Consider the following 22,210-nt stretch of genomic DNA (forward strand, 5'->3'; position numbering starts at 1 on the left):
GCCGCCGCCCATCCCGCCCGCCTGCGTGCTCGAGTCCAGGATGGCGTCGCTCTGCACGCCGTACCCGTTGACGGAGAAGACGTAGGCGCGCTGCTGGTCCAGGAACGGATCGAAGTAGAGCGTGATCGTGTCATCGCTGAACGTCTGGTCCCGATCCGACCGGTTGGCGCGGATGAGCACCGGATCGGAATAGTGGACGTGCATGCCGAAATAGAGGTTCTGCGTGTCGTAGGCGAGGAAGAGCTCGGTCTGCTCCGTGGCCGGCGCGCCGTCGAGCGGCTGCTGCTGGACGAACTCGGTGATGCGCACCGCCCGTCTCCACAACGCGTCGTCGAGGCGGCCGTCGATGCGGGGCCGATCGGTCACCCGCACGGGCTCCACGCTGGGGCGCCCGGTCAGGATGCCGGCGGCGGGAGCGAGACCGGCGGCCAGCGGTCCGGCCGCGCCGGCCGCTGCGTCCCCGCCGGCGCCCGCGGGAGCCGACCCGTCCGCCCGCGCGGCTTGCACCCGCGCAGCGACCTCGCCGGCGTCGGCCGCCCGCTCCCCCCGGTCGTCGACGGTCGGACGCGGCAGGATGATCCCCTCGATGAGCCCCGCGGGAGCCGGCGTCCCCGGGCGTCCCGCGGGACCGCCCCCGGCCGGGGCGGCGGACCCGGCCGGCGGCGCCGCGGCGCCGCTCGAAGCGCCCGCCGCGGGCGTGGCGCCCAGGTCGACGTCCGCCGTCAACGCGCCGGCGATGCGGTCCTGCAGGTCGAAGGCCTCGTGGAGTGCGCCGTCCAGACGGACGGAGCGAACCACCTCTCCGGTCGAGACTTCGACCAGCCGCGCCGTGATCCGCAACCGCTCTCCCAGACGCTGATAGCCGCCGGTCACCACCCACCGCGCGCCGCCCGCGGGGCCCGCGGCGCGACCTTCGACCACCGCCAACCCCAGCGCGTCGAGATCGGCGGCGACGGTCTCGGCAATCCCGGTCCCCAGCCAGGCATCGGCCGGATTCAGTGAAATGTTGGTGAACGCCTCCACGGCGACAACGGGCGCCGGCGGGCGCGCAACCGGCGCGGACTGGCCGTGCGGCGCCCCGGCCCGCGAGCCGGCAAGGCCGCTGGTCGGCGCCGCGGCCGCGGCGAGCCGTGCCGTCCCGGCCGTCAGGCAAGCGACGGCGGCAGCGAGCGCCGCGACGCGGCGCAGCCGGCGCGCGACGTTGCTACGGGCGGCATTCCTCATCCTGGTTCCGTTCGATCCGCCGCTCCCCGGGAACCGGGCAAGCGCGGTCCGGATAGACCGCGCACGCGCGCAGCCGAGCGGTCCTGCGACTATTCGGACACGCGAACCGCGACGAGCGCAGAGGTCCAGCAGCACTGGAAGCCGCTGCCCCCCACGCCGGTCTCGTCGAGGGCTTCGGCCCGCAGGACGTACTCGCCGGGCGCGCTGAAGGTGGCCGTCGTCGTCGGGTTCTGGTCCGACGAGTCGGCGAACTCCTGAACCGGTGTCGAGAACTCGACGTCGCCCGGCCCGCGCAGCAGGTGCCAGCGGAGAATCAAGGCCGGCCGCGGCCGGCGGGAGGCCGCCTCCAGATTGTCCGTCGGCTTCTCGTCGGAGGTCCAGACGGCCAGCTCCAGGGGCACTTCCACCGCGGCGGCGAGTTCCCGCGCAATGCCGATCGGAGGACCGGTGAATCCCTCGCCGTCCGGCGCGAAGCGCACCACCGGCGGCTTGTTGCCGTTGGCGGCGTCCACGAGCGGCTCGATGATCCATTGCGGATCGAGATGCATCGGGACGGACACCGTCTCGCCGTTCGCGGTGAGATGCCAGACCACCCGGCGGTCCGGGTCGTCCCCCGGGATCCGGATGGTGAAGACGCCCCAGGCGCGGCCCGGCGCGAAGCGCGTCGGCTGCCCCTGATCGGCCGGCCCCGGCTCGATCATGTTGTTCGCGCCGACCGGCACGTCGACGACCTCCTCGGTGTTGGCGTTGAAGTAGCCGGCGAGCAGCGTGATGCTGCCGTCCGCGTTCTCGTACCACCCCTCGTAGGCCGGGTAGACCGGCGCCCCGAACTGCTGCAGCGTGCCCGGCACCTGCGCGCCGGCGGCGCCGGCCCCGAGCGCCAGCACGAGCAACGCCGCTGGCGCCGGCAACGATGCTCCCGAACCATGCCCCCACATAACCGTCCAACCTCCTCGTACGTCAGAGGAGCCGCCCCCGCGATGAGGGCGGCTCCCGGTTCCCTTCGCCGCCGGACCCCGCGCGGGCCCGCCGGGCCGCTCGGACCAGCCCGCGAGCGGCTAGTTGTCGTTCGTCGTCGCCAGCGCCTCGCGCTCCGCGATGGCCGCCGCGAAGTCGTCGTCGTCCAGGTAGGTGACGTTGACCCAGGCGTGGCCCATCTCGTCCACCGTCCGGTCGCCGTAGCCGACCCACTGGTTGGGATCGGGGTTGGCGCGGTTCGCCGACGTGTTGTCGTACCACGACTTCAGGTGCAGCACCGTCCCCTTCGGAAGCAGCGGCGCCGCGTGATCGGCGTAGACGTAGTTGAGATGCCAGTTGAAATTGAAGTCGCTCACGCGGCTCAGCACCTGCGTCGTCCCGTCCGGGAGGATGGCCGTCATCTGCATCCCCTTGCCCCGCAGGTGCATGTGCGGCTGGTAGTTCTCCACCCGGCCGTTCTGCTTCAGGACGTGGAAGCGCTCGGTCACGGTCACCTGGTTCGGCGGAATCGACAGGTGGTCGCTGCCCCCTTCGATGGTGCTGAACGCGGAGAGCACCTGCCGGTGCTTGGGCTCCTCGCCCTGCGGGTAGAGGTAGAGGCCGAGCTCCACCGTGTCGGTGATCTCCTCGCCGACCGCGTGGTAGTGGATGTCCCAAACGATGCTCGAGCCGGCCTTGATCAGCTTGCCGCTGTTCGGCCGCATGATCTCACCCTGCTTGCCGACCGCCCACTCCATCAGCAGTCCGGGACCGACGTCCGACGCCGCGCCGAGGTCGTCGTCCTCTTCCTGCTGCAGGCGCGCGAGGGCGTGGTGCGTGACGCGGCGGCCGTCGACGCTCGACGGGCGGATCTCGATGGCCCGGATCCAGCGGTCCTCGGTCAGCCCCGTCGGTACCTCCGGCTTCCACCAGCGGTCCTGGGCCACGGCCGGCACGGTGTACGGCGTCGAGTGGATGACCAGGTCCGGCGGCCCGCCGAACAGGCCGGCGTAGTTCCAGACGTCGTCGTCGGCGAACTCCACCGGCGGCGGCATGTCCTCGGGGTTGCCCCGCGGCGCGCCGGCATCGACCCAGCGGACGATAGTGTCGATCTCGGTGTCGGTGAGCGAGCGGTCGTTCTCGAAGTCCTGGATGCCGACCGACTTGTCGATGTGCCACGGCGGCATCTGGCGCGTCTCGACGCGGGTCTTGATCGACCGCGCCCACGGCCGCGATTCCGCGTAGGTCACGAGCGACATCGGCGCGATGTAGCCCGCCCTGTGGCAGGCCTGGCACTTCTGCTGGAAGATCGGCGCCACGTCCTTCGTGAACGTGGGCGTCGTGTCCTCGGCCCCGGCCGCAGCCGCACCGGGCAGCCCGAGCAGCACCGCGGCCAGCGCAATCACCGGCAACCTCGTATCGCCTCGCATGAATCGCTCCTTCAGTAGGACAAAGCCCGCCGCACCGGAAACGCCGCAGACGGCAAACGATGATTATACGCCGACTTCCGCCCGCAGCACCCTGACGGTCAGCGCTCGGCGATGCGGTACACCGCCTCGGCGGTCCGGATGATGAGGCTGTCGTCGAGGATGGCCGGCGTCGCCATCGTGAACTCGTCCAGGGGATTCTCGGCCAGGATCCGGAACTCCGGCCCCGCCTCGATGACGTAGGTGGTCCCCTGCTCGCTCAGCGCGAAGATCCTGCCGTTGTAGGCCCACGGCGAGGCGGTGAACGCCTGGCCCACGTCGATCCGCTGCCGGCCGTAGATCTCCGCCCCGGTACGGGCGTCGTGGCAGGTCATCATCCCGCGGTCGAGCAGCGTGTAGTAGTGGTCGCCGTACACCAGGGGCGAGGGGTGGTACGAGCCCCCCTGCTCCAGCGACCACGCCACGTGCTCGTTGGCCGTCTCGCCCTCGGCGAGCGAGATGTCGCCGGACGCGCCGGGCCGGATGGCGTAGACGGGCCGGAAGTAGTCGGCGATGTAGCCGGACTCCAGGTAGAGCAGGCCGTGGGCCGCGATGGGGGTCGGGATCACGATGGACGACATCCCCGCCAGTTCCCAGAGCAGCCGGCCGTCCAGGTCGTAGGAACGGATGCGGTCCGTGCCGGTGGTCACGATCTCGGTGCGCTCGGCATGCTCCCAGACGTACGGCGTCGACCAGTTGGACCCCTCGTCGCGATCGGTGCGCCACGCCTCGGCGCCGGTTTCCGCGCTCAGCGCCGCGATGTAGGACTGCTCCTCGTTGTCGACGACCAGGTAGAGCCGGCCGTCGTGCAGCACCGGCGACGACGCCGTGCCCCAGCCGTTGCGGGTCTCGGCGGGCGGCAGCTCGCGCGACCAGAGCAGCGTGCCGTCCAGGCCGAGGGCGTAGAGACCCACGTTGCCGAAGAGGACGTACAGTCGCTCGCCGTCGGTCACCGGGGTCTCGGACGCGAAGGTGTTCTTCAGGTGGTGCGACGAGGCCGGCACGCCGGTATGCAGCGCCCGACGCCAGCGCACCTCCCCCGTCTCGAGATCGAGCGCGTAGACCAGCCAGTGGTGCACGTCCTCGGGGACGTCGCGCTCGCCGAATCGGTACCAGCCGCTCTCCGGCGTCTCGACCTCGCCGTCGCTCACCACCGTGGTCAGGAACACCAGGCCGCCGGCGACGATCGGCGAGCTCCACGCGAGACCCGGCAGCGGCGTGCGCCAGGCGACGTTGTCGGTCGCGCTCCAGCGTTCCGGCAGGGCGGGGTTGTCGGCGACGACGCCGGCCGCGCCCGGGCCCCGGAACTGGGCCCACTCCTGCGCGCCGCCTGGGTCCGCGACCAGCACCAGCGCGACGCACAGCAGTAGTACCGGCACCGTCGCGCGTCCAACGAGAAAGCCCGTCTCGACCTGCCGACTGCGAACGCACGTCACCTGTACCCCTCCTGCCTGCAGTGCCCGACGGCGGCCTACCGCCGCCCCAAGATGACCACCTCTTCCGGGGTGGCCGCGAAGACCAGCTCCTCACTGACAGCCACCGGCCCAGCGGGGCCACCGAGCTCCGATGCAGCCACCCGCGCGGGCCGGGCGGGATCGGCCAGATCGAACACCTGCAGCCCATCGCCGCCGGCCGCGTAGACGAGACGGTCCCACATCGCGGCGCCGGCAAGCCGATCGGCCGTGGGAATGGACGCCGTCACGACAGGCGCGGCCGGGTCCGAGACGTCGACCGCCTGGAGCCCCGCACGTCCGCTGACGATGCAGATCAACCCGGGCGCTGCGCCCCCGGTGGAACGGGAGTCCGGCACGAAGACCTGCGTAATCGGATCGCGGCCCAGCGACAGGCTGCCGATCACTACCGGTGCGGCGGGAGCCGTTGCGTCCACCACGATCAGCCCCGCCGGCTGATCCGCCACGAAGACCAGCGGCCCGCCGGCGGCGATGCCGCGCGGGAACCCGTCGCCGAGATACTCGCCCACACGCTGGACATCGCCGGCGACATCCACGATGTCGAAGCCGAGCGAATTGTCGCCGACGAAGACGCGCGTACCCGACGCCGCGACGCCGACGGCCTGCCCACGCGTCGCGGAGGTGCCGGTCAAGCGCGGCGCCGACGGGTCGGACAGGTCCAGCCGCCGGAGCCCGTCGTGGCTGTTGGCCACGTAGACCGCGTCGCCGGCGGTGGTCAGCCCCAGCACGGGCTGCTCGAAGTCGTAGGCGCCGACCGGCCGGGGGGACGCGGGACGCGACACGTCGAGCACGCGAACGCCGGATCCGGCGCCGATGACGAGATGATCGCCGGCGGCTGCCAGCGCCGTCGCCGGGACGGGAGTCGGTACCGCGCCCAGCCTGACCAGCGTCGGGGTCTGCGCAATTGCCGAAGCGCCCGGCAGGGCCGCCGATGCGACCGCCAACGCCACCGCGACGAGAGATGGGGTTCGCATGATGCTCACGAACGCCGCGCCTCCGGCAGCAGCCGCCGCTCGAGGGCCTCGGCCTGCAGGGCCTCGACGTCGCTGGCGGTCAGCGGGAACCGGCCGTAGTCGCGCAACGGCCGCTCGGTGTCGAAGCGCCGCTTGTAGGCGGCGATCCAGTCGCCCGCCAGCTCCTGCTGGGCCGTCGCCAGGTCCACCGCGCCCTGGCAGACGAGACGCCGCAGATGCCGCTCGAGCTCGTCCTTGACGTAGGCATTCCAGGTGACGCTGCGATACGGCTGGGGCCAGAGGTTGCTGGCCTCGGAGGCGCCGCCCAGCTCCGGCGTGATCAGGAAGTCCAGCTCGTAGTCCCCGGCGCGCCGGTAGTCCACGCCGTAGGCCGCGAACACCTGGCGCGGGACCTGCGACGCCACCACCGGACCGCCCGCAAGCGTGCTGCCGCAGATGTCCTCCATGGCGACCGGCCGGACGCTGCCCGGCGTGAGATCGGGCCGCGGCAGCAGCAGGCCGGACACGACCCCCGCGGAGTCGGCCGGCGCCGGCGCGCCCGCGGGTCCGGGCCCGCTCCCGTCCCCGCCGGACCAGGACAGGGCCGCGACGAGGAGAACCGCCGCCGCCGCGAGGCCGCGCGCCGCCCACACCCGTCCCGGCGTGCCCGGCACCCGGTTCTCCATCGCCGCACGCAGCCGGGCACGCGCCACGTCCGGCGGCGGGAGCGCGATCGGCCTCTCGCGGCAGGCGTCGCCCACCTCGCCCGCCGCCGCGGCCAGCGCGCCCCGGCGCCGCGCGCACGACGGGCACTCGGCAACGTGGGCCAGCGCCAGCGACCGGCGCCGTGCGGAGAGCGCGCCCTCGTCGGCCAACAGCAGCAACTCGCCGTCGGACAGGTGCCTGACCTTGCGCCACATGGCATTACCTCTCGTCGGCGCGTCGAAGCCGCGCCAGCGCGCGTGCCAGCGAATTGGCGACACTGCCCAGCGAGATGCCGAGCACGCGCGAGATCTCACGATACCGGAGCCCCTCCGCCCGAAGCTGCAGACAACGCCGGTCCCGCGCCGGAAGCGCGTCGACGACCGCCAGCAGCCGGGCCTGCCGCTGGCCGCTCAGGTAGCGATCCTCCGGCGTGGGCGTCGAATCGAGGACCGGCCGGGGCTCGAGCAGCGAACCCAGGCGCCGCCGCCGCGCCTCGCGCGCCCGGTGCCGGAGGGCGAGGTTGTGCGCCACCTTGAAGATCCAGCCGCGGAGATTCGACCGGTCCTTCCCGCGCGCCACGTGATCGAACAGCGCGAGAAAGACCTCCTGGACGATGTCGTCCCTGTCCCGGTCGGTGACGCCGAGCGCCCGCACGTAGCGGTGGACGCCGCCGCGATACGCGTCGAACAGCAGCAGCACGGTCTGCCGGACCTCGTCCGGCGCCGCCGGGGCTACGGATTCCCCTACGCCGAGGGGCAGGTCGAGTGCGTGGTCGTGAGCCGCGGGCGCCATGGATTCTCGCCGGGCAGTCTACACCCGACGCGGCAACCGGGTCGAAGGCGACGCGATCGCGCCGCCGCGACGTGGCCGGCCGCCGAGATTCCGCCTGAACGGATCGGCGGGCGACGGAATGTACAGGCATGAATCTTACGCCAGCAGACCGTCCGCTCGTCGTCCCCGCCGCTGCGCGGCGCCGCGCCTCCGGGAACCCGCTCCATCGGCTCGCCGTCACCGCGGCCGCCGTGCTCTGCCTCGGCGCGCCGTCGACCGCCGCGGCGCAGACCGGGTCGCTGACCGGCACGGTCACCGACGCGCAGGGAGCCGGGGTGCCGGGCGCCACGGTCACCGCCGAACCAGCACCCGGGCCGGGGATCACGGTCACGACCGATGCGAGCGGCGGGTACATGCTGGTCCTCGAGCCCGGAACCTACACGGTCACCATCACGCTGAGCGGCTTCGAGACGCAATTCCGGCAGGGCGTGCAGATCGCGGCCGGCGAGACGAACGTCGTCGACGTGATGCTGCCCGTCGCGGCGATCGCCGAGCAGGTCGACGTGGTCGGGGTCACCCCGCTGCCGGGAGTCGGTGTCGATCGCGACCGCGTGGCGGCGCCGATAACCGTCATCGACGGCAGCGAGTTCGCGGACCGCGGCGCGGCCTCGATGGCCGACGCGCTGAACGAACGCCTCGGGGCGGTGACCCTCGAGGGCATGACCACCAACCTCTTCCAGCCGACGCTCCGCTTCCGCGGCTTCACCGCCTCGCCGCTGCTCGGCCTGCCGCAGGGCATCGCCGTCTATCAGAACGGCGTGCGCATCAACGAGCCGTTCGGCGACACCGTGCAATTCGATCTGATGCCGCAGTTCGCCCTCGATCGAGTGCAGCTCAGCGCCGGATCCGACCCGACCTACGGGCTGAACGCGCTCGGCGGCGCGCTCGCCCTCGACCTGAAGAACGGGTTCGACAACAGCGGGTTCGGCGGGGAGATATCCGGGGGCTCGTTCGGCCGGCTGACGACCACCGCCGAGTACGGCGCCAACACCGGACCGTGGGCGTTCTACGGGGGCGTGACGCACTTCACCGAGGACGGGTGGCGCGTGGAGTCCCCCTCGGAGGTGACGCAGGCGTTCGCGGACGTCGGCTACCGGGACGGGGGCATGGACGCCGGCATCAGCGTCACCTACGCCGATACGCTCCTGACCGGAAACGCGGCCGCCCCGGTGGAGCTGCTCGACGTCTCCAGGTCCGCGGTGTTCACGTTCCCGGACCAGACCGAGAACCGGCTGGGCTTCGTGCAGGGCCGCGCCAACGTCGCCGCGTCCGACGTCTGGTCGGTGCAGATCACCGGCTACTACCGCGACCTCGATCGCCGCACGCTCAACGGCGACGAGGCGGAGTTCGGGGCCTGCGAGGACGACGCGCTGCCGGCCGGGGCGCCGGAAGGGACCCTCTGCTTCGGCGCGGACGACGACGACGACGATGACGACAACGGGCACGACGACGACAACGGCCACGACCACGACCGCGATGATGATGACGACGACGACCATCACGCGGACGATGACGACGACGACGACCACGGACACGACGACGACGACGACCACGGACACGATGACGACGACGATCATGACGAGGAAGAAGAGGCGACGCCGCTGGTCGACCTCGTCTCCGGGCGCTTCATCACCTTGCTCGACACCGCCGGCGACGGCGCCTACAACCGCACGACGACCTTGGCGCAGGGCTACGGCGCGACGGTGCAGGCGACCGCGACGACCGGCGCCGGCTCGCGCGAGAACGTGTTCGTCGTGGGCGTCTCGGCCGATCTCGCCGACGTCGCCTTCGAGTCGAGCAGCGAGCCGGGCTCGCTGACCGCGGACCGGGGTGTCCTGGGGTCGGGCCTGCTGACGAGCCTGTACGGCCTCGGCGGCGACGACCTGTTCAACACCAGGCTGGAGACGGCGAACACCGCGTTCGGGCTGTACATCAGCGACACCCTGTCGCTGTCCGAGCAGTTCCACGTCACCGTCTCCGGGCGCTACAACCGCGCGGGCATCGACATCGTCGACCTGCTGGGCACGTCGCTCAACGGCAGCCACACCTTCGGGCGCTTCAACCCCGCCGTGGGCGCCGTCTTCCAGGCGGACGAGAACACGTCGTTCTTCGCGCGCTACTCCGAGTCGAACCGCGCCCCGACCGCGGCCGAGCTGAGCTGCGCCGACCCGGCCGAGCCGTGCCGGGTGCCCAACGCGTTCGTCGCCGATCCGCCGCTGGAGCAGGCGGTCGCGCGTTCGTTCGACATGGGGGTCCGGGGCCGCTGGCGGGCCGCTGCCGGGCGGGGCGAATGGTCGGTGGCGGCCTATCGCACCCGGATCGACGACGACATCCTCTTCATCGCCTCGCCCGAGCTGATCGGCACGGGGTACTTCCAGAACGCGGGCGCCACCGCGCGCTCCGGGCTCGATGTCGAGCTCAGCGGTGGTTTCGCGCGCACCGGCTGGTACCTCAGCTACGGCCTCGTCGACGCAACGTTCGAGTCGTCGCTCATGCTGCCGAGCGACGAGGAGGTGAACGACGCGGCCACGGACGAAGGGGTGGCGGTCGCGCCGGGCGACCGGCTGCCGGGCATCCCGCGGCACAGCCTCAAGCTGGGCGTGCGGCAGGACCTGACCGACGCCTGGGACCTGGCGCTGGAGGCGGTCGTCTCGTCCAGCCGGTTCTTCCTCGGCGACGAAGGCAACGACCAGGTCCCGCTGGAGGGCTACGGAGTCGTCAACCTGCGCTCGGCCTACCGCTTCGACAACGGCGTCGAGCTGTTCGCCCGGGTGGAGAACCTGCTCGACGCCCGGTACGCGACCAGCGGCGTGCTGGCCGAGTTGGAGGTCTTCCTGCGCGAGGTCCCGAACGCGAGCGTCCCGCGGTTCATCGGGCCCGGCGTGCCGCGGAGCGCTTTCGGCGGCGTGCGAGTGCGGTTCTGACGCGTGGCAGGCGCTTCGCGCCGGCGAGACTCCCCACGCGACCGTCGCGGTAGCGCCACGACCGGGACGGTCGCGGCGCTACGCCGTCCGCTCCCCCTCCTGCAGCAGCGCCGCGAGCTTCACCGGGCCGATGTTGCCGCCGCTGAGCACCGCGACCGTAACGCCGTCCGTGCGGACGTCCCGGCGTCCGGAGAAGAGCACCGCGGCGACGCTGGCGGCGCCGCTCGGCTCGACGACGAGCTTCGCCCGCGTCGCAAGCCAGCGCACCGCGCTCACGATGGCGTCGTCCTCCACGGTCACGATATCGTCCACGAACGCCGCGACGTGGGCGAAGGTCAGATCTCCCGGCCGCACCGGCAGGAGGCCGTCTGCAACGCTCGCGACGCTGTCCAGCGTCACCGGCGCCCCCGCCTCGACCGAGCGGGCCATGGCCGCCGCGCCCACCGGCTCCACGCCGATGATCCGCGCCGCGGGCCGTGCCCGCTTGACGGCCGCCGCCACCCCGGCGATGAGACCGCCGCCGCCGATGGGCGCGTACACGGTGTCGACCTGCGGCACGTCGGCCACTATCTCGAGGCCGACCGTGCCCTGCCCGGCGATGATCTCGTGATGGTCGAACGGCGGCACCATGGTCAGGCCGCGCTCGGCGGCCAGCGCCTCGGCCCGGCGGCGCCGCTGCACCGAGGTGGTGCCCTCGAAGAACACCTCCGCCCCGTACGACCGCGTCCCCTCGACCTTGACCGCCGGCGCCGTCTCCGGCATCACGACCACCGCCGGCAGCCCGAGCCCGCGGGCCGCGCACGCCACCGCCTGCGCGTGGTTGCCCGACGAGTAGGTGATGACGCCGCGCACGTCCGAACCGGACGCGATCTGCGAGACGAGGTTGCAGGCGCCGCGGATCTTGAACGCTCCGGCCACCTGCAGGTTCTCGCACTTGAGCCGGAGCGGGCGCCCGGCGATGTCCGCTACGTCGACGAGCGGCGTACGGCGCACCACGCCCCGGATGCGACCGGCGGCCGCCTCGATCGCCGCGGATTCCACCAGGGCGCTCACAGGCCCGCGGCTCCGTGGATTGAGCCGTATACTGAGCCGCGTGATTCGGCCGTCCTCACCTCTCGCGACAGGTTGGCTGCTTCTGCTGTGCGTGCTCTCATCGCTGCCCGCGACCTCCGTCCCGGCCCGCGCACAACCGCCGGAGGAACCGGTCGGCGGCTACGTGTTCGACGTGCGCGGCACCTTCATTCCGTTCCCCCGCAACGTGGAGCTCGCCACGGCTCGCGACCTGCCCCCACTCGACACGCCCGGCCGCGGGCTCGGCTACGACGTCGGCGGACACGTGTACGTGTTCCGACTGCGCGGAATCACCTTCGGCCTGGGCGCGAGCCTTCACCGGTCCAGCGCCGAGCAGCGGCCCGGCGAGTTCTCGGTCGATCCCGACGGCCCGACGCTCCGCAAGCGCTTCTCCGCGCTGTCGTCCCAGCTCTCGTTCAACTTCGGCAGCCGCAACGGCTGGAGCTACCTGAGCGGCGGGCTCGGAACGTCGCGCCTCTCGCTCTTTCCCCTCGACGCCGAGGAACCGGCTCAGCGGTCCTCCAACGCGCTCAACTACGGCGGCGGAGTCCGCTGGTTCCTCAACGACCGCGTCGCCTTCAGCATTGACCTGCGCTTCTACGCCATCAGCCCCCTGCCGCCGACCAACGAGGCCCCCGGCTCGCCGCGCATGACCCAGATGACCATCAACGCCGGCGCCTCCTTCCGCTGACGACCATAATCTCCACATGCACCGGGAGACGTTACTCGATTTCTTCAACGATCGCATCCGGTCCGACCGGCCGTTTCTCGTCTACGACGGCGGCTATCGCACCTACACCTGGTCCTATGCCGAGATCGGCCGCGCCGCCCGGCGTTTCGCAGCCTCGCTCCGCCAGCACGGTCTGGCGCCGGGCGACCGGGTGGTGCTGTGGGGCGAGAACCGCGCCGAGTGGATCGTCGCCTTCTGGGGCTGCCTGGCCGCCCGGACGGTGGCCGTGCCGATCGACCTGCGCGCGTCGCCCGATCTGGTCGGGCGCGTGGTGCGGATCGTCGCGGCCCGACTCGTCGTGGCGGGCGAGGGTCTCCGGCCCCCGCCGCTCCCCGGCGTCGAGACCTGGGCGCTCGACGAGCTGCTCGGCGGCGGCGCCGCGTACGATCCGCCGGCGCCCGAGCCTGCGCCCGCGCTCTTCGATGACGCCGCGGATGGGGACGACGCCGCGGGCGGACCGAGCCGCGAAGACCTCGCCGAGATCATCTTCACGTCGGGGGCCACGGCCGATCCCAAGGGAGTCCGGATCACGCACGCGAACGTGCTGGCCAACATCGTGCCGGTCGAGCGCGAGATCCGGAAGTACGTCCGGTACGGGCGCCCTTTCTTTCCGCTCCGCTTCCTGAATCTGCTGCCCCTGAGCCACATGTTCGGCCAGGCCATGGCGACCTTCATCCCGCCGATGCTGGAAGGAGTCACCATCTTCATGCGCGGCCACAACCCGGCGGACGTCGTTCGCCAGATCCGGAGCCGCCGCGTGTCCGTGCTCGTCTGCGTCCCGAAGATCCTGGAGGTGCTGCGCGACCATGTCGTGCACCTCGCGCCGGAAGTCGCCGCCCCGCTCGAGCGGCCCGAGCACGTCGCACGGCGCTGGTGGCGGTACCGCCGGATCCACCGTCTGTTCGGCTACAAGTTCTGGTCGTTCATCGTCGGTGCGGCGCCCCTCGATCCGGAGGTGGAGGCGTTCTGGTCAAGGCTGGGGTTCCTGGTCATCCAGGGCTACGGCCTGACCGAGACGGCACCCATCGTCACCCTGAACCATCCGTTCCGGACCCGGCGCGGATCCGTCGGCCGACCGATTGCCGGCATCGAGGTTCGGATCGCCGACGACGGAGAGATCCTCGTCCGCGGCGACAACGTGACCGGCGGCTACTACGACGCGCCGGAGGCCACCGCCGCCGCTTTCCGGGACGGCTGGTTCCATACCGGCGACGTCGGCGCCCTCGATGCCGACGGCCGGCTGACCGTCCAGGGGCGCAAGAAGGAGATGATCGTCACGCCGGACGGCCTGAACGTGTTTCCGGAAGACGTGGAGCGGGCCGTGCGCGGCAGCGTCGGCGTGCGGGACGCCGCGGTGGTCGGCGGCGGGTCGGCCGGGCGCGAACACGTGCACGCCGTGTTGCTGCTCCATCCGGACGCCGACCCGGATGCGGCCGTCCGGGAGGCCAACGGCAGGTTGGAGGACCATCAGCGGATCCGCGCGTTCTCGGTCTGGCCCGGTCCTGCGCTGCCCAGAACCGAAGGCACGCAGAAGCTGAAGCGCCGGGAGCTGAAGCGCTGGGTGGACGGCGACGCGCGGCCGGCGGCCGAAGCGGGGGGTGCGGCCACGGCCGACTCCGTCGAGGACGTGGTGGCCCGCTTCGCACACGGACGGCGGATCACCGGCGCCACCACCTTCGAGGAGCTGGGGCTCGGATCGCTGGAGCGCATCGAGCTGGCCCTGGCCCTCGAGCGCGCATTCGACTGCACGATCGACGAAGAAGACCTGGCGCAGCTCGCCGACGTGGACGACCTGCGCGAGTTGCTGGCGGGCGAACCGTTGGGACGGGCGACCACGATCGCAGCGCGAGCATCGTCACCGGACGCGGGTTTCGAGACGCCGCTGGCGTTTCCCACGTGGAGCCAGCATGCGGCGTCGCGCGGCATCCGCCGGCTCGCCCAGGCAGCGTTCCTGCTGCCCCTCACCCGGGTCTTCGCCTGGATCCGGGTCGAGGGCCTCGACCGGCTCGCCCACGCGCACGATCCGGTGCTGTACGCCGCCAATCACCAGAGCGTGATGGACGGCCCCGTGATTCTGGCCGCGCTGCCGCCGGCGCGCCGCCGCCGGGTCGCCACCGTCGCGGCCCGCGAGTGGTTCTCCGCGCACTTCCACCCGGAGAACCACACGCGGCCGCAACGAATCGCCACCAGCCTCGCGTACTATCTCGGCGTGCTGTGCTTCAACGTGGCTCCTCTCCCGCAGCGCGAGGCGGGCGCGCGCGAGGCGATGCGACATCTCGGCAGCCTGCTCGGACAAGGATCGTCGGTCCTGATATTCCCCGAGGGGCGGCGCCGGGAAACGGGCCGGATCGACAGATTCCAGCCGGGGGTCGGCATGCTCGCCTCGCGGATGCGGGCGCCGGTGGTGCCGGTGCGCATCGACGGGGTCGATCGCGTTCTGCCCATGGGCGCGCGCTGGGCCAGGCCAGGCCGGGTGCGGGTCGCGTTCGGCGATCCCATCCGCGCGGAAGGCGACGACTTCGCGGCGATCGCGCAGCGGATCGAGGATGCCGTCAGGGCGCTGTGACCGCGCGGCCCGCGGACGGGGCCGGCCACTCCTATATAATCTTCCCCGCTCCAGGAACCAACGTGGCGAAAGACGACCTCATCGACGTACAGGGCACGATCGTCGCAGTGCACAGCGGCGGTCTCTACCGCGTGCAGTGCGATTCCGGCCACGAGGTGCTGGCCCAGTTGAGCGGCCGGATGCGCCGGTTCCGCATCAAGGTCGTCCCCGGCGACCGGGTCACCGTCGGCGTCTCCCCGTACGACCCGGCCCGCGGGATCATCACGTTCCGCGCGCGCTGAGCCCGGCTTCCCGGGCGGCGCTGATGGACTGAAGAACCAGGCGATGTTCGACGATTCAGGGCCGGATCCGTCCGCGGCCGGGGCACCGGCGCCCGCATCGGACGATCCCGCGATCCAGCGGTTCCGGGCCTGCCGCTGGCACGACGAGGTGGACGGCGGAACGGAGTTCTGCAAGCACGGCGAGGTCCTGCCGTACGCCGGCCGGAACGGCTTCAACCCGCGCGCCTGGTGCCCGGAGTGCACCTTCTACAAGGCGCGGCGCAAGACCCGGAAGCGCGACGAAGCGGACCTGGACGACTTCGATTACTAGGGGTCTGCGCTACTCGCTGAACTCGCGCGCGAGATCGCTCCATTCCCCGTCGGGGGCCAGCGCGCGGTAGGTGCGCCAATGCGGTTTGGCTGCCGCCGAGCGACCCATTTTCTCCAGCGTGACGGCCAGGTAGAAATGCGCGTCGGCGTACCCGCCATGCACCCGCAGGGCGTCGTGGTAGCAGGCCACCGCGTCGCCGTAGCGTCCGAGGTCGTGGTGGATGTTCCCGAGGTTGAACGCCGCCTCGAAGCAGTCGCCGTCCAGGGCGAGCGCGCGCTCGTACAGCGCCTGCGCCTCGACCAGATTGTCTCGCGCGTAGTGAATGTTGGCGAGGTTGACGAGCGCCGGCACCAGCGCGGGATCGAGCAGCAGCGCCTTGCGGTACGCCATCCGCGCCCGCTCCTGCCCCTCGCCCGGCCGTTCGTCGAGATCGGATCCCTCGCGGAAGAACTGCGCGGCGAGGGCCGCCCGCTTCGCGACGTCCGGCGACCCGTCCCCCGCGCCGTCCGCACCACCATCCGGCCGCGGCAGCGCCACTACCTTGGCCGGCTGCGCCTCGCCGTGCAGCTCGCGGAAGTCGAGCGCCAACTGCCCCTCGCGCTCGGCCAACAGCATGCGCACCGCGCCGCGAAACGATCCGCCGCGGGCGATCTCCTCCTGGATCCCCTTGACTACCCCGACGTCGTGGAAGCCGTAGTAGGTATCGGCCCTGGTGCGCACAACCGGCCGAACCAGGCCCCATTTCTCCAGGTGGCGCAGGCGAACCTCCCGGACGTCGGGGTAGCGCTCGCGCATCTGGCGCAGTCCGTGATAGAGCTGGCGCAGCGTTTCGTCCGACTGCAGGCCGCCGAGACGGTAGAACTCCCGCTCGTCCACGACATCCACCTGCCCCGGCGTCCGGGCGTTGATCTCCTCGGCCCGGCGCAGCTTGCCGCTCTTGCCTGCTCCCGCCTCCGCCGCGACGACGAGCATCGTGGTGCGCGCGGTGACCTCCGGCGCGGTCCGGCCGCCGAGCCGCTCGACGACGCGGGTCGCTTCCCGCCGGCCGACGGAAGCGAGCCGTCCGCTGAACACCACGACATGGCCGGCGAAGGGCCCGCCGGCCGGGGACCGGGCGTCCGAGGGAGCGTGCGTCATGGCGATCGAGCGGTTCCATCATAATGTCAAGCTGTACCCGGCCCCGGCGATGAACGCATGGGAACGCTGCTCGCAGCCGACGTCGGTGGAACCAAGACGGTGTGCGGCCTGTACGCCAGGGGCGAACGCCGGCCGGACGCGATTGCCGTGGAACGCGTCGCGACCCTCGACCACGACAGCCTGGAGTCTCTCCTGGCCGCGTTCCTCGAGCGCCGGGCCGCGGGCGCGACCGTCGACGCCGCCGTCCTCGGGGTGGCCGGCCCCGTGCGCGACGGCGTATCGGATCTCACCAACGTGCCGTGGCGCGTCGAAGCGGCGGCCATCGTCGAGCGCTTCGCGATCCCCGCGGTGCGCCTTCTGAACGACCTCGAAGCGATGGGCCACGTCGTGTCCGTGCTGGCGGACGACGAGGTGACGACGCTGCAGCCAGGGCAGCCGGCGGCGGACGGCAACGCGGCGCTCATCGCGCCCGGCACGGGCCTCGGCGAGACGCTGCTGCACCGCGTGGACGGGCGCCTCGTGCCCGTGGCCGCCGAGCCGGGCCACGCGGACTTCGCCGCCCGCACCCCGGTGGAGATCGACCTGCTGCGCGCGTTGACCACGCGCTTCGGCCGCGTCTCCTGGGAGCACGTGCTGTCCGGTCCGGGCCTCACCCACATCCATGCCTGGCTGCACGGCGGCGATCCCTGCCCGGCCGCCGGCGGCGATACGGCCGCCGGAGACCTTCCGCGGCGGGTCACCGCGGCCGCACTCGAACGCCGCTGCCCGCGCTGCGTGGACGCCCTCGACCTGTTCACCGGCGCGCTCGGCGCCGAGGCCGGCAATCTCGGCCTGCGCGCCCTGGCCACGGCCGGCGTCTACATCGGCGGCGGTATCGCCCCCCACATCCTGCCCGCGCTTGCGTCTCCGGAGTTCCTGAACGCGTTCCGGGACAAGGGGCCCATGCGGGGACTGATGCAGTCCCTGCCCGTACACGTCATCCGGGTCGCGAATCCGGCCCTGCTCGGCGCCGCCGTCGCGGCGCGGGACCTCGCCGCGTCCGCGGCGGCGTGAGGCTCCCGGCGCGGAAACCGGCGCCGCCGATCAGGTGCCGGTTCCGGACCGGTGAGCCGGTCGTCGGTGGTAGAGTGAATGCTCGAAAGGAGAACCGGATGCCAGGAGCAGGCTCCCGCCAACGGTTGTTCGCGTACGTGATCCTGATCGCCGTACTGCTCTCTGCCGGGCGGAGCAGCCTGTCCGCCCAGATGCTCGAGCCCGTCTCGTACACCGTCCGCTTCCCGGCGCCGGCCACCCACTACGCGGAGATCGAAGCGGAGGTGCCGGCCGACGGACTCGAGGCCGTCGAGCTGATGATGGCGACCTGGACGCCCGGCTCCTATCTGATCCGCGAGTACGCCCGGCACGTCGAGGCGGTGCGGGCCGCCACGCCGGCCGGAGAGCCTCTCGCGGTCGCCAAGTCGAGCAAGAACCGCTGGCGCATCGAGACGGGCGGCGCGGACCGGGTCACGGTGAGCTACCGCGTCTACTGCCGCGAGATGAGCGTCCGCACGAACTGGATCGAGGCGGACTTCGCGATGCTCAACGGCGCCCCGACGTTCCTGACTCCCGTCGCGACCGCGCCGCGACCTCACGATGTCCGCATCGAGCTGCCGCCGGAGTGGAGCGAGAGCGTGACGGCGCTGCCGCCGGCGCCGGGCGGCCGACCGCACAGCTATCGGGCAGCGGACTTCGACACGTTGGTCGATGCGCCGATCCTCGCCGGCAACCCGACCACCTACTCCTTCACCGTGGACGGCACGCCCCATGCCCTGGTCAACATCGGCGAGGGCGGCGTCTGGGACGGTCCGACCGCGGCCGCCGACATCGAACGCATCGTGCACGAGCAGCACCGCACCTGGGGCTTCTTCCCCTACCAGCGGTACCTCTTCCTGAACATGCTGGTCGAGGCGGGCGGCGGGCTCGAGCACAAGGACTCGACCCTGCTGATGACCAGCCGCTGGACCACCCGCGACCGCCGCCGGTACCTGCGCTGGCTGGGAACGGCCAGCCACGAGTTGTTCCACGCCTGGAACGTCAAGCAACTGCGGCCGGCCGCCCTCGGCCCCTTCGACTACGAGCGCGAAGCGTTCACTCCCGCCCTCTGGATGGTGGAGGGACTGACCTCGTACTACGGCCCGCTCGCCGTCCACCGGGCGGGAATATCTACCCGTGAGGAGTTCCTCGAAGCGCTGTCGGCGCTGATCGAAGCGCTGCAGACGACGCCCGGCCGGCTGGTGCAGCCGGTCGCCGATGCCTCGTACGACGCCTGGATCAAGTACTACCGGCCCGACGAGAACAGTCCGAACACCACGATCAGCTACTACACGAAGGGGGCCGTCATCGGCTTCCTGCTCGACGCCCGGGTGCGGGAGGCGACCGGCGGCCGCCGGAATCTGGACGACGTGCTGAAGGCCGCCTACGGCCTCTACTCGGACGAGCACGGGTTCCGGCCCGGCGAGTTCGAGGCGGTGGCGTCCGAGGTTGCCGGCGTCGATCTGGGCCACTGGTTCGACCGGGCGGTCCGCTCGACGGACGAGCTCGACTACGAGCCGGCCCTCGCCTGGTACGGCCTCGAGTTCGCTCCCGACACGCGCGAAGGCGGGGATGCGCCGGCGCCGGCCTGGCTGGGCCTGGACACGCGCGCCGACCGCGGGCGACTGCTCGTCGCCGGCGTGCGCCGCGGCACACCGGGTTACGAGGCGGGATTCAACGTCGGCGACGAGATCCTCGCGATCGGCGACTACCGGGTCGGACCGGAGGCGTGGAGACAGCGCCTCGGCCTCTATCGGGCGGGAGACGCGGTCACCGTCCTGGTCGCCCGGCGGGAGCGCCTCACGCGCCTCGACGCCCGCTTCGGCGAATCCCCGCCGGCGGGCTGGCGGCTGCGGCCGGTGGAGTCGCCGTCGGCCGCGCAGACGCGGCGGCTCGACGCCTGGCTCGACCCCGGCCGGGTTCGCTAGCAGATGGTCCCGAACACGAACCCGCGGGCGCGCAGCTTCGGTATCAGCAGCGCCGTCGCGTCGACGGCGTACTGCCGGTCGGCCTCGGGATTCTCATGGTGACCGTCGTGCATGACGACGATGTCGCCGCCCGAGATGCGGGCGGCGAGCCGGTCCGCGAGGCCGCTCGGATCGGGCCGGCGGTACCAGTTGAAGTCCCACAGGCTCCAGCCCCACCCGACGAGCGAGTAGCCGGCCTGGGCCAGCCCCTCGTACATCCGCCCGCTCCGGAACCCCGCGTGGGGGCGGAAGGCGCGGCACGGCGCGCTGCCGGCCAGGCGCTCGATCCGCGCCGCCGCCGCGTGCAGACGGCGCGCCACCTCGTCGGGCGGCAGCACCATCCAGTGGCGCGTATGCGTATGGAGGGCGACGGCATGCCCTTCCTCGAACATGCGCCGGACGATCGGCGCCGTGCGCTCGGTGAGATGCCTGTCGATCAGGAAGAAGGTGGCGTGCGCTCCCTGCGCGGCGAGCACGTCGAGCAGCCGCGGCGTCGCGGTTGGATTCGGCCCGTCGTCGAAGGTCAGGTAGACGACCGGCGGCCCGTCTGTGTCCGGTATGCTCCAGATGGCGGGGGCCGGGGCGACGGCGTCGAGCAGAAACGGAAAGGGTGCGACGTGGGCGAGCGACAGCAGACCGAAGCCGGCGGCGATCAACAGCCAGAACATCGTCTCGGTGGATGGCGGGTCCTGCTCGCCTGCGCCGGTGCGGTGCTCGGGTGCGCACTCGGGCCGGTCGAGTCCGCCAGCGTGGCCGAAGAACGGTCCTCGCGTCAAGACGGGCGGTCCGGGGAGCGGCAGCAGATGGTGGAAAGGCAGATTCAGGCACGCGGAATCTCCGCGCCCGCCGTGCTCGATGCGCTGGCTGCGGTTCCGCGGCACCGCTTCGTCCCGGAGGCCCTCGCGCCGCGCGCCTACGACGACACGCCGCTGCCGATCGGCTACGACCAAACGATCTCGCAACCCTACGTCGTCGCCTACATGACCGAGGCGGCCGCGCTGGCGCCCGACGCGAAGGTGCTCGACATCGGCACCGGCTCCGGCTATCAGGCCGCCGTGCTGGCGGAGATCGTGAGCCGGGTCTACTCGATCGAGATCGTCCCGGAGCTCGCCGACCGGTCGCGGCGGTTGCTGGCGGACCTCGGCTACGACAACGTGGAAGTGCGGACCGGCGACGGCTACCGCGGGTGGCCGGAAGAGGCGCCCTTCGACGCCATCGTCGTCGCCGCCGCCCCCGACCACGTCCCGCCGGCGCTGGTCGAGCAGCTCGCGGTCGGTGCAAGGCTGGTCATTCCGGTCGGCCGCTTCACCCAGGAGATCCTGATCGTGACGAGGACGGCGGGCGGCTCGACGACGGAGGCCGTGCTCCCGGTCCGCTTCGTTCCGATGACCGGAGAGGCGCAGCAACCCCGCCGCTGACGACCGGCGGCGCGGATCAGCCCCGTACCGGACTCGGTCCCGCGGCCATGGCCGGCGGCACGGCCGGCTGCGGGGGCTGGAAGCTCTGGATCGAGATCTGCGCGGCGGCGCGCTCGGCGATGCGCAGGAACGCCTGGCCCGCCGGGGACTCGGGCTCGGCGGTCACGATTGGCGCCCCGGTGTCGCCGCCGACGCGGATCGGCGCATAGAGCGGAATCTGGCCGAGGAAGGGCACGCCGAGCTCCTCGGCGACGCGCTCGCCGCCGCCACGCCCGAACAGGTCGCTCTCCTGCCCGCAAGCGGCGCAGGCGTAGTAGCTCATGTTCTCGACGATCCCGAGCGTCGGGACGTTGAGCTTCCGGTACATGCCGACCGCGCGCCGGCTGTCGGACAGCGAGACGGCCTGCGGCGTCGTCACCACCACGGCGCCGGTGACCGGTACCGTCTGGCTGAGGCTGAGGGCGACGTCGCCCGTGCCCGGGGGCATGTCGACGACGAGATAGTCGAGCTCGTCCCACTTGACGTCCTGAAAGAACTGCCGGACGACGCCGTGCAGCATCGGGCCGCGCCAGATGATGGGCGCCGCCGCGTCGGTGAGGAAGCCCATCGACACGACCCGGATCCCGTGCTTCTCCGCCGGCACGATCTTGCGGCCGTCCGACTCGAGTCGCGTGTCGATGCCGAGCATGATGGGGACGTTCGGGCCGTAGACGTCCCCGTCGATGATCCCCACGCGCCCCCCGTAGCGGGCGAGCGCCACCGCGAGGTTCACCGAGACGGTCGTCTTGCCGACGCCCCCCTTCCCCGCGCCGACGGCGATGATGTTCCGGATGCCTGGAATCGGGGCCTGCTGGGCATCCGGCAGGGCCGACCGGACGCTCGCGGTCATCTCGATGTCGACGGCGTCCACGCCGAGCGCGGACACCGCCGCCCGCGCCTGCTCCTGCATCTGGTCCTTGACCGGGCAGGCGGGCGTGGTGAGCTCGATCGCGAACGCGACCCGGGTTCCGTCGATGGTCAGGTTCTTGACGAACCCGAGACTGACGATGTCCCGGCCCAGGTCGGGGTCGACGACGGCCTTGAGGGCATCCAGAACGGCAGCTTCCGAAACGGCAGACATAACCTGC

19 protein-coding genes are annotated in these 22,210 nt (G+C 71.9%); 8 read left to right on the forward strand and 11 right to left on the reverse strand.

Going from position 1 to position 22,210, the window contains the following annotated elements; genetic code table 11:
• From F4X11_23805 to F4X11_23835, 7 genes are all read right to left on the reverse strand, one after another.
• Positions 1 to 1,224, reverse strand: a 1,224-nt coding sequence (locus tag F4X11_23805; GenBank protein MYN68010.1) for a hypothetical protein, incomplete at its 3' end; no start/stop codon positions are given.
• A gap of 89 nt (positions 1,225 to 1,313) precedes the next feature.
• The gene (locus F4X11_23810) at positions 1,314 to 2,135 is read right to left on the reverse strand and encodes a hypothetical protein (protein MYN68011.1); all 822 of its coding nucleotides are present in this window, start codon (positions 2,133 to 2,135) and stop codon (positions 1,314 to 1,316) included.
• A 147-nt stretch (positions 2,136 to 2,282) separates the two neighbouring features.
• The gene (locus F4X11_23815) at positions 2,283 to 3,611 is read right to left on the reverse strand and encodes a cytochrome c (protein ID MYN68012.1); all 1,329 of its coding nucleotides are present in this window, start codon (positions 3,609 to 3,611) and stop codon (positions 2,283 to 2,285) included.
• Positions 3,612 to 3,709: 98 nt separating this feature from the next.
• The gene (locus F4X11_23820) at positions 3,710 to 5,026 is read right to left on the reverse strand and encodes a PQQ-binding-like beta-propeller repeat protein (protein ID MYN68013.1); all 1,317 of its coding nucleotides are present in this window, start codon (positions 5,024 to 5,026) and stop codon (positions 3,710 to 3,712) included.
• Positions 5,027 to 5,118: 92 nt separating this feature from the next.
• Positions 5,119 to 6,102, reverse strand: coding sequence for a hypothetical protein (locus F4X11_23825; GenBank protein MYN68014.1), 984 nt, complete (start codon positions 6,100 to 6,102; stop codon positions 5,119 to 5,121).
• Positions 6,099 to 6,992, reverse strand: a complete 894-nt coding sequence (locus tag F4X11_23830; GenBank protein MYN68015.1) for a hypothetical protein — start codon at positions 6,990 to 6,992, stop codon at positions 6,099 to 6,101. The genes F4X11_23825 and F4X11_23830 overlap by 4 nt, the downstream gene beginning before the upstream one ends.
• 4 nt (positions 6,993 to 6,996) lie before the next feature.
• Positions 6,997 to 7,569 carry a sigma-70 family RNA polymerase sigma factor gene (locus F4X11_23835; protein ID MYN68016.1) on the reverse strand — a complete coding sequence of 191 codons (573 nt, stop codon included), beginning with the start codon at positions 7,567 to 7,569 and terminating at the stop codon, positions 6,997 to 6,999.
• 128 nt (positions 7,570 to 7,697) lie between these two features.
• On the opposite strand from F4X11_23835, the gene F4X11_23840 reads away from it, so the two are divergent.
• On the forward strand, positions 7,698 to 10,532 hold the full coding sequence (locus F4X11_23840) for a TonB-dependent receptor plug domain-containing protein (protein ID MYN68017.1): 2,835 nt from the start codon (positions 7,698 to 7,700) through the stop codon (positions 10,530 to 10,532).
• 78 nt (positions 10,533 to 10,610) lie between these two features.
• On the opposite strand, the gene F4X11_23845 is transcribed toward F4X11_23840, so the two are convergent.
• A complete protein-coding gene (locus tag F4X11_23845; protein MYN68018.1) occupies positions 10,611 to 11,585 on the reverse strand; it encodes a pyridoxal-phosphate dependent enzyme in 975 nt (324 codons plus the stop codon).
• A gap of 40 nt (positions 11,586 to 11,625) precedes the next feature.
• Here F4X11_23845 and F4X11_23850 point away from each other — a divergent pair, with 40 nt between their 5' ends.
• The 4 genes from F4X11_23850 (at position 11,626) to F4X11_23865 (ending at position 15,490) form a co-directional block, all read left to right on the forward strand.
• Positions 11,626 to 12,294: a hypothetical protein gene (locus F4X11_23850; GenBank protein MYN68019.1), complete on the forward strand. Its 669-nt coding sequence runs from the start codon at positions 11,626 to 11,628 to the stop codon at positions 12,292 to 12,294.
• Positions 12,295 to 12,310: 16 nt separating this feature from the next.
• On the forward strand, positions 12,311 to 14,899 hold the full coding sequence (locus tag F4X11_23855; protein ID MYN68020.1) for an AMP-binding protein: 2,589 nt from the start codon (positions 12,311 to 12,313) through the stop codon (positions 14,897 to 14,899).
• 62 nt (positions 14,900 to 14,961) lie between these two features.
• Positions 14,962 to 15,180, forward strand: coding sequence for a translation initiation factor IF-1 (gene infA, locus F4X11_23860; GenBank protein MYN68021.1), 219 nt, complete (start codon positions 14,962 to 14,964; stop codon positions 15,178 to 15,180).
• A 43-nt stretch (positions 15,181 to 15,223) separates the two neighbouring features.
• Entirely contained in the window at positions 15,224 to 15,490 is a 267-nt protein-coding gene (locus F4X11_23865; protein MYN68022.1) for a hypothetical protein, read from the forward strand.
• Positions 15,491 to 15,499: 9 nt separating this feature from the next.
• Here the strand turns inward: F4X11_23865 and F4X11_23870 are convergent, their stop codons facing one another.
• Complete coding sequence (locus F4X11_23870) at positions 15,500 to 16,627, reverse strand: tetratricopeptide repeat protein (protein MYN68023.1); 1,128 nt, start codon at positions 16,625 to 16,627, stop codon at positions 15,500 to 15,502.
• Between the two features lie 57 nt (positions 16,628 to 16,684).
• Here F4X11_23870 and F4X11_23875 point away from each other — a divergent pair, with 57 nt between their 5' ends.
• The gene (locus tag F4X11_23875; GenBank protein ID MYN68024.1) at positions 16,685 to 17,680 is read left to right on the forward strand and encodes a glucokinase; all 996 of its coding nucleotides are present in this window, start codon (positions 16,685 to 16,687) and stop codon (positions 17,678 to 17,680) included.
• Between the two features lie 98 nt (positions 17,681 to 17,778).
• Positions 17,779 to 19,626 carry a M61 family metallopeptidase gene (locus F4X11_23880; GenBank protein ID MYN68025.1) on the forward strand — a complete coding sequence of 616 codons (1,848 nt, stop codon included), beginning with the start codon at positions 17,779 to 17,781 and terminating at the stop codon, positions 19,624 to 19,626.
• Here the strand turns inward: F4X11_23880 and F4X11_23885 are convergent.
• On the reverse strand, positions 19,623 to 20,441 hold the full coding sequence (locus F4X11_23885) for a polysaccharide deacetylase family protein (GenBank protein ID MYN68026.1): 819 nt from the start codon (positions 20,439 to 20,441) through the stop codon (positions 19,623 to 19,625). The two genes, F4X11_23880 and F4X11_23885, sit on opposite strands and share 4 nt — an antisense overlap.
• Positions 20,442 to 20,468: 27 nt before the next feature.
• On the opposite strand from F4X11_23885, the gene F4X11_23890 reads away from it, so the two are divergent.
• A complete protein-coding gene (locus F4X11_23890) occupies positions 20,469 to 21,083 on the forward strand; it encodes a protein-L-isoaspartate(D-aspartate) O-methyltransferase (GenBank protein MYN68027.1) in 615 nt (204 codons plus the stop codon).
• 16 nt (positions 21,084 to 21,099) lie between these two features.
• On the opposite strand, the gene F4X11_23895 is transcribed toward F4X11_23890, so the two are convergent.
• Complete coding sequence (locus F4X11_23895; GenBank protein ID MYN68028.1) at positions 21,100 to 22,203, reverse strand: Mrp/NBP35 family ATP-binding protein; 1,104 nt, start codon at positions 22,201 to 22,203, stop codon at positions 21,100 to 21,102.
• Positions 22,204 to 22,210 lie beyond the last annotated feature (7 nt).

The sequence above is a fragment of the Acidobacteriota bacterium genome (assembly GCA_009861545.1).
Taxonomy (GTDB): Bacteria; Acidobacteriota; Vicinamibacteria; order Vicinamibacterales; family UBA8438; genus WTFV01.